General features: G+C 59.2%; 7 protein-coding genes. 6 read left to right on the top strand and 1 reads right to left on the bottom strand.

Translation table 11 applies throughout. From position 1 onward, the window contains the following. Positions 1 to 150 precede the first annotated feature (150 nt). Positions 151 to 1,002, top strand: a complete 852-nt coding sequence (locus ACTVDO_RS17020) for a YtnP family quorum-quenching lactonase (RefSeq protein WP_020960944.1) — start codon at positions 151 to 153, stop codon at positions 1,000 to 1,002. Here the strand turns inward: ACTVDO_RS17020 and ACTVDO_RS17015 are convergent. Beyond that, positions 997 to 1,293 carry a PepSY domain-containing protein gene (locus tag ACTVDO_RS17015; protein WP_020960943.1) on the bottom strand — a complete coding sequence of 99 codons (297 nt, stop codon included), beginning with the start codon at positions 1,291 to 1,293 and terminating at the stop codon, positions 997 to 999. The genes ACTVDO_RS17020 and ACTVDO_RS17015 overlap by 6 nt on opposite strands. A 104-nt stretch (positions 1,294 to 1,397) precedes the next feature. On the opposite strand from ACTVDO_RS17015, the gene ACTVDO_RS17010 reads away from it, so the two are divergent. The 5 genes from ACTVDO_RS17010 to ACTVDO_RS16990 all read left to right on the top strand — a co-directional run bounded on the left by ACTVDO_RS17010 (position 1,398) and on the right by ACTVDO_RS16990 (position 6,947). After that, positions 1,398 to 2,474 carry a M42 family metallopeptidase gene (locus ACTVDO_RS17010; RefSeq protein WP_020960942.1) on the top strand — a complete coding sequence of 359 codons (1,077 nt, stop codon included), beginning with the start codon at positions 1,398 to 1,400 and terminating at the stop codon, positions 2,472 to 2,474. Positions 2,475 to 2,698: 224 nt separating this feature from the next. Next, on the top strand, positions 2,699 to 3,229 hold the full coding sequence (locus tag ACTVDO_RS17005; RefSeq protein WP_020960941.1) for a DUF84 family protein: 531 nt from the start codon (positions 2,699 to 2,701) through the stop codon (positions 3,227 to 3,229). A 46-nt stretch (positions 3,230 to 3,275) separates the two neighbouring features. After that, positions 3,276 to 4,073 carry a DUF1444 domain-containing protein gene (locus tag ACTVDO_RS17000; protein WP_020960940.1) on the top strand — a complete coding sequence of 266 codons (798 nt, stop codon included), beginning with the start codon at positions 3,276 to 3,278 and terminating at the stop codon, positions 4,071 to 4,073. Positions 4,074 to 4,094: 21 nt separating this feature from the next. Continuing rightward, on the top strand, positions 4,095 to 4,700 hold the full coding sequence (gene ytpR / locus ACTVDO_RS16995; protein ID WP_020960939.1) for a YtpR family tRNA-binding protein: 606 nt from the start codon (positions 4,095 to 4,097) through the stop codon (positions 4,698 to 4,700). 102 nt (positions 4,701 to 4,802) lie between these two features. Next, a complete protein-coding gene (locus ACTVDO_RS16990; protein ID WP_442901926.1) occupies positions 4,803 to 6,947 on the top strand; it encodes a DNA translocase FtsK in 2,145 nt (714 codons plus the stop codon). Positions 6,948 to 7,016: the final 69 nt, after the last annotated feature.

Raw genomic sequence — 7,016 nt, 5'->3', positions numbered from 1 at the left:
TGGCTGTTGAGTGTGTGGTTACCTCAATGATGGCCCAAAACAATGGGGGTGGCAAGCTTTTTTTCTTCCGACCGTTGAAACTCAAGGGAAAACCGTGAGTGTGGAGGATAAACTTTTGACAATACCCACTAAGGAAGGGGGGAGATGGACATGGAACAGCTGAAAATCGGGCAAATCACATTGACATGGCTGAACGGAGGCGTCACCCACTTGGACGGCGGGGCGATGTTTGGCGTCGTTCCGAAGCCGCTTTGGTCGAAAAAGTATCCGCCAAACGACAACAACCAAATTGAGCTGCGCACCGACCCGATTTTGGTCGAAGCGGGCGGCAAGCGGCTGCTCATTGAATCCGGCATCGGCAACGGCAAGCTGACCGACAAGCAAAAGCGCAACTTCGGCGTCACCGAAGAATCGTCGCTCGATGAGTCGCTTGCCGAGCTCGGCTTGGCGCGCCGCGACATTGACATCGTCATCATGACGCACCTTCATTTTGATCATGCGTGCGGCTTGACGGTGTGGGAAGACGGACGGCTCGTGCCGGCTTTTCCGCGCGCGGCGGTCATCGTGTCGGATGTCGAGTGGGACGAGATGCGGGCTCCGAACATCCGCTCGCGCAACACGTATTGGAAAGAAAATTGGGAGCCGATTGCCGACCGCGTCGTTCCGTTTGCGAACGAGACTGAAGTCGTTCCGGGAATCCGCCTTATACATACCGGCGGGCATAGCGCCGGCCATGCAATCGTGGTGATCGAATCGGACGGGGAGATGGCGATTCATCTCGGCGATTTGCTTGGCACGCATGCCCATCAAAACGTCCTTTGGGTGATGGCGTACGACGACTACCCGATGGACTCCATTTTTGCCAAACAGCAATGGCTCCCGTACGGCATAGAACGAAACGCCTGGTTTACGTTTTACCATGACGCCTATTACCGGGCGGTGAAATGGCAGGCGGACGGGGCGATCGCCGCGGCGGTGAAGCGGAACCGGCCGCCGCTATAACGGTTTGGCCTCGATGACCGCGCCGGTGTAGGCGTTGACGAAAAACTCCGCATCCCCGTCGTCGCGGCAAACGCCGCCGCGATAAACGGTGTACGTCAATCCGTTTTTCTCATACTGCTCCGGAGCGGACTGAATCCATGAGCCGCGAATGGCGCGCCGTCCGCCAAGCGAGGCTTTCGCCATCGCGAGCGCTCGTTCCGGCGTGAGAAGCGCCGGCTTTGCGGCGGCGCGGACGGCGCAGATGGCGGCGGCGCCCACTGCGGCGCCAACGATCCATTTTTTCCAAGCCATGCGGTCGTTCCTCCTTTTGCCTTGATACGGTTTAGTATAGCCGATTTTGGCGAAATAGGTAAGGAGGGCGGAAAAGGAACCGAAAACGGAAAGGAAGATAGGCGATGAACCGAGAAACGCTCCAACTGTTTCAGACGTTGACCGAGCTGCCGGGCGCGCCGGGTTATGAGCACCCGGTCCGGCAGTTTATGCGCCAAGAGCTGGCGAAATACGCCGATGAAGTGGTGCAAGACCGGCTCGGCAGCATTTTCGGCGTCAAGCGCGGCGACGAAACCGGCCCGACGGTGATGGTCGCCGGCCATATGGACGAGGTCGGGTTTATGGTGACGGCGATTGCCGACAACGGCATGATCCGCTTTCAAACGCTCGGCGGCTGGTGGAACCAAGTGCTGCTCGCCCAGCGCGTGCAAATTATCACGGACAACGGGCCGGTCATCGGCGTCATCGGCTCGATTCCGCCGCACTTGCTCGATGAAGAGCAGCGCCATAAGCCGATGGAACTGAAAAACATGCTCATTGACATTGGCGCGGAAAGCCGCGACGACGCGGAGCGCATCGGCATTCGCCCCGGCCAGCCGATCGTGCCGGTCAGCCCGTTTACGCCGCTCGCGAACGGGAAAACGGTGATGGCAAAGGCGTGGGACAACCGGTTCGGCTGCGGGCTGGCGATTGAACTGCTGAAAGAGCTCCAAGGCGCAGCGCTGCCAAACGTCCTGTACGCCGGCGCGACCGTGCAGGAAGAAGTCGGGCTGCGCGGGGCGCAGACGGCGGCTTCGCTGATCGACCCGGACATCTTTTTCGCTTTGGAGGCGAGCCCGGCGAACGATATGACCGGCGACAAGCAGGCGTTTGGCCACATCGGGAAAGGAGCGCTCGTCCGTCTGTACGACCGGACGATGATCACGCATCGCGGCATGCGCGAATTTGTGCTCGATACGGCCGAGTCGCTTGATGTGCCGTACCAATTTTTCATCTCCCCGGGCGGGGGGACGGACGCCGGAAGAGTCCATGTCGCCAACCGCGGCGTGCCGTCGGCGGTGATCGGCCTTTGCGCCCGTTACATTCATACGCATGCGGCGATCATTCATGTCGATGATTATGCGGCGGCGAAAGCGCTCATCGTCGAGCTCGTGAAACGGTGCGACCGGACGACGGTCGAGGCGATCCGCCAAAACAGCTAGGCAAAGAGAAACAAACGGCAGAGCGGAACAAAGGGAGGGGGAGAAGCGGCAGCTTCTCCTTTTCCATGGGTAGCGTCAAACGTTTGATGTAAACTCCACACAGGCCATCCCATGGGGCATCGTGAGGCATCCTTGGAGCCGGATTCGCCCTTGACCAACACCCGCCAAAGGTGAGAAAGCGTCGTCAAGGGCGACGGGGACAAAAAAGAGCGAAGGAGGCAATGATGAAAACTGTTGCAGTCGGAACGAAAAACGAAGCGAAAGTCGCCGCCGTCCGCGCGGTGTTCGCCGCGCCGTCGTGGCGCCTTGTGCCGCTTGATGTGCCATCCGGTGTCTCCGCCCAGCCGCTGTCCGATGAAGAAACGCGGCTCGGGGCGATGAACCGCGCCAAACGGGCGCTGGACGCGGCGGGAGCGGAGATCGGCATCGGGTTGGAAGGCGGCGTGATGCGGATCGACGGGCAATGGTGGCTGTGCAATTGGGGGGCGCTGGCCGACCGAAGCGGCCTTGTCCTTACCGCCGCGGGCGCGCGCCTTGCCCTGCCGCCGGAGATCGGCGCCGGGCTTGAAGCAGGAAGAGAACTCGGCGATGTGATGGAGGAATACACCGGGCGGCGGAACATCCGGACGAACGAAGGAGCGGTCGGTGTGTTGACGAACGGGCGCATCAAGCGCTCGGCGATGTTTTCCCACATCGTCGGACTGCTGGCCGGTCAATACGAATTTTTTTGTCAAAACGGACCGTTCACGGTATGATAAAAGGGAGCGGCTGACGACGCCATTACACTAAGGAGGCAGACGAATGGACAGCCGGCAAATGTACGAGACGATCAAAAAGCGTCTAGACGGCCATCCGCACTGGACGTTTCGCTTTGACGCCAAGCAGGATGCGATGCGCATCGAGGACGAACGCACGAAAAAAGGCGTGACGATTTCGCTTCCCGGCGTGATCGCCAAGTGGCACGAACAAAAAGACGAAGCGGTGCGCGAAATCATTTATTACGTCGAAGAGACGCTGAAAACGATGGAAGAGGCGGCCGCGCTTTCCGGCAACGAGCGGAACATTTATCCGGTCATCCGCTCGACATCGTTTCCGACGGAAACGAAAGAAGGCGTGCCGCTTTTGCATGACAGCCATACGGCGGAAACGCGCATTTATTATGCGCTTGATTTAGGCAAAACGTACCGTCTGATCGATGAACAGATGCTGAAAACGGAGCGATGGAGCGCTGGGCGGGTGAAGGAAATCGCCCGCTTCAACGTCCGGTCGCTGCCGACGCCGGTAAAAGAAGACCGCGTGGCGGACAATGTGTTTTATTTTGTCAACACGAACGATGGCTACGATGCGAGCCGGATATTAAACGAGGCGTTTTTGGCGGAGATGAAGGCGCGCGTCGACGGGACGATGGCGTTGGCCGTGCCGCACCAAGATGTGCTCATCATCGCGGATTTGCGCAACGAGATCGGCTATGACGTTCTGGCGCAAATGACGATGAGCTTTTTTGCCGGCGGCCGCGTGCCGATTACGGCTTTGTCGTTTTTGTACGAAAACGGAACGCTTGAACCCATTTTCATTTTAGGAAAAAACCGGAGAACGTGAGGCGCAAGGAGGAGTCAACCGATGAACGTGTTTTACAACCGCGAAGGAATTGGCGATGTGTTGCTTGTGTCGTTCAAGCCAGTGGCGGCCGAGGAGCGGGCGTTTGCAAAACAAGGCGACGTCGTCCGCATCTTTTCGGAACGGAGCGGGGAGACGGTCGGCTACAACATTTTTTCCGCCTCTTCCTACCATCCGTTTTCCGGCAGCGGCCCGCTCGATGTCAATGAAGAACTCGTTGGCGTCATCAATGACATTTTGGCGAAAAACGGATTCAACGAGCCGATTGAAGCCGATTTGTCGCCGAAATTCGTTGTCGGATACGTAAAAGAAAAGGAGAAACATCCGAACGCCGACAAGCTGAGCGTCTGCCAAGTCGATGTCGGCGATGAAGTGCTGCAAATCGTCTGCGGGGCGCCGAACGTCGCCGCCGGGCAAAAAGTCGTCGTCGCCAAAATCGGCGCCGTCATGCCGAGCGGCCTGGTCATTCAAGAAAGCGAACTGCGCGGCGTCCGGTCATCCGGCATGATTTGTTCGGCGCGCGAACTTGGGCTGCCGAACGCCCCGCAAGAAAAAGGGATTCTTGTGCTTTCCGATGAATATAAAGTCGGACAGCCGTTCACGATGTAACGGGACGATACGCGCGCGCCGGATGTCATCCGGCCGGAACGTCACTGGAACTGACTCCAGTGGCGTTTTTTCCGACAATGAATAGAAAGAGTGGAACGAGCGATGAAATTTTGGAAACGATGGCTCCGTTTTTTAACGGATGAGGAAGAACCCGAACAACCGGCTGACGGGGAACGAACAAGCCACATGACGGAACATGTTGAGGCGAAAGTCGTGTACCAATACCCGCAAGGCCGCTTCCGGTTTCCGCTCATTCCGGATGACCAAGCTGCGGAGGTCCGGGAAACGCCAAGGAGAATGGCCGCCGAGGACAACCGGCGGAAGGCTCCCCGACGCCCGTCTGCTGAGACGACGGCGGAAGCGGCGGAAAAAAAGCCGTTCCGCCCGTCCGATGTGCCGTCTCCTGTTTTTGGATACTATAAACATCATAGTGAACAGCGGCAACGGGTGACAGAACAAGGCACCATTGCCGCTATGCGGGCGGTGGAAAAAACGGACAGCGGCCCTGTCTCCCAGGCAGCCGCTAGGCTAGGCGAACCTGCTCCGCCGCCCCGCTCTTCTCGTTTAGCCGATGCCGCTGCGCCGCAGGAGGCGCTTGAAGCAGCCGGCCAAAGCGGGAAAGAGGAAGCGGCGGTTGCTGACATGAAAGAGGAACAAGCCCCTGCACCGCTTCGGTCAGCCGCATCTGCGGCTGAACAGGAAGGCGGCTCTCATGCCGGCGGAGGCGGACCGGAATCGCTGCCGCCGGCGGCGCAAACGGAGGAAACCCGGCCGGGCGAGCGCGATGACCGCGGCGATGAACAAAAGGAAGCGCCGGAGACCGATGAGAGGAATGCGGACTCTGTTTCCCAAGAAGACGAGGCGGCGCTTCGTTCCCCGCTGCCGGTTGGCGAAAACGGTCATCCGGCCGCCCGCAGCCGCCCGGAACGAGCGCGCATCCCGTACAATGTGATGATGCTAAAACAAGACCGGCGCAAGCTCGAGGAACGTTCCCGCCGGGACGGCTATTCGCTGCCGCCGCTCGCCCTGCTTGAGCCGCCGGGGGAAGCAGCGGCCCGCGACGAGCAATGGATTCACGAACAATGCGCCCGCCTCGATCAGACGTTTGCGAGCTTCCATATCGGGGCCCACGTCGTCGGAGCGACGCAAGGACCGACGGTGACACAGTTTGAAGTGCAGCCTGATTTGGGCGTGAAAGTGAGCAAAATTACGAGCTTGACGGACGACATGAAGCTCAGCCTGGCGGCGAAAGACATTCGGATTGAAGCGCCGATTCCGGGGAAACGGACGATCGGCATCGAAGTGCCGAACCCGTCGAGCCGCCCGGTGCGGCTGCGGGAAATTTTAGACGACCGCGCGTTCCGCTGCCGCCGCTCCCCGCTCACCGTCGCTCTTGGGCTTGATATTAGCGGGGCGCCGGTCGTGACTGACATCGGGAAAATGCCGCACGGACTGATCGCCGGGGCGACCGGGTCAGGCAAAAGTGTCTGCATGAACGCCATGCTGGTCAGTATGTTATATAAAGCCGCTCCGCATGAGGTGAAATGGCTGCTGATCGACCCGAAAATGGTGGAGCTCGCTCCGTACAACGGCTTGCCCCATTTGCTCAGCCCGGTCATTACCGAAGCGAAAGCGGCCGCCGGGGCGCTCAAATGGGCGGTTGGCGAAATGGAGCGGCGGTATGAACAGTTTGTCCACGCCGGTGTGCGCGATATCGAAAAATACAATGAGCACCTTCGCGAACGCGGCGGAAGCGAGCCGCCCTTGCCGTATATCGTCATTGTGATCGACGAGCTGGCCGATCTTATGATGGCCGCTCCGGCCGATGTCGAGGAATCGATTTGCCGGCTGGCGCAAAAGGCGCGGGCATGCGGCATTCATTTGTTGATCGCCACACAGCGGCCGTCGGTCGATGTCATCACCGGCTTGATCAAAGCGAACATTCCGACGCGCATCGCCTTTTCTGTTTCGTCCCAAGTCGATTCGCGCACCATTTTGGATGTGAACGGCGCCGAGCGGCTGCTTGGGCGCGGCGATATGCTTTTTTTGGAAAACGGATCGGCCAAGCCGGTGCGGCTGCAAGGCTGTTTCATTTCCGATGAGGAAATTGAACGGGTGACGGCGCACGTAAAAGCACAGCAAGGCCCTTCGTACATGTTCAGTCCGGACGAATTCCGGCAGACGGCGGCGGGTAGCGTCAAAAGTTCTATGAAAACTCCACACAGGCCATCCCATGGAGCATCGTGAGGCATCCTTGGAGCCGGATTCGCCCTTGACCAACACCCGCCAAAGGTGAGAAAGAGTCGTCAAGGGCGA

Origin of the sequence: Geobacillus sp. BK01 (genome assembly GCF_052220245.1) — a bacterium.
In the GTDB taxonomy this organism is placed as follows: domain Bacteria; phylum Bacillota; class Bacilli; order Bacillales; family Anoxybacillaceae; genus Geobacillus.
Note: the sequence above shows the minus strand (reverse complement) of the source record. Positions and strands in the feature narration are given on the sequence as shown.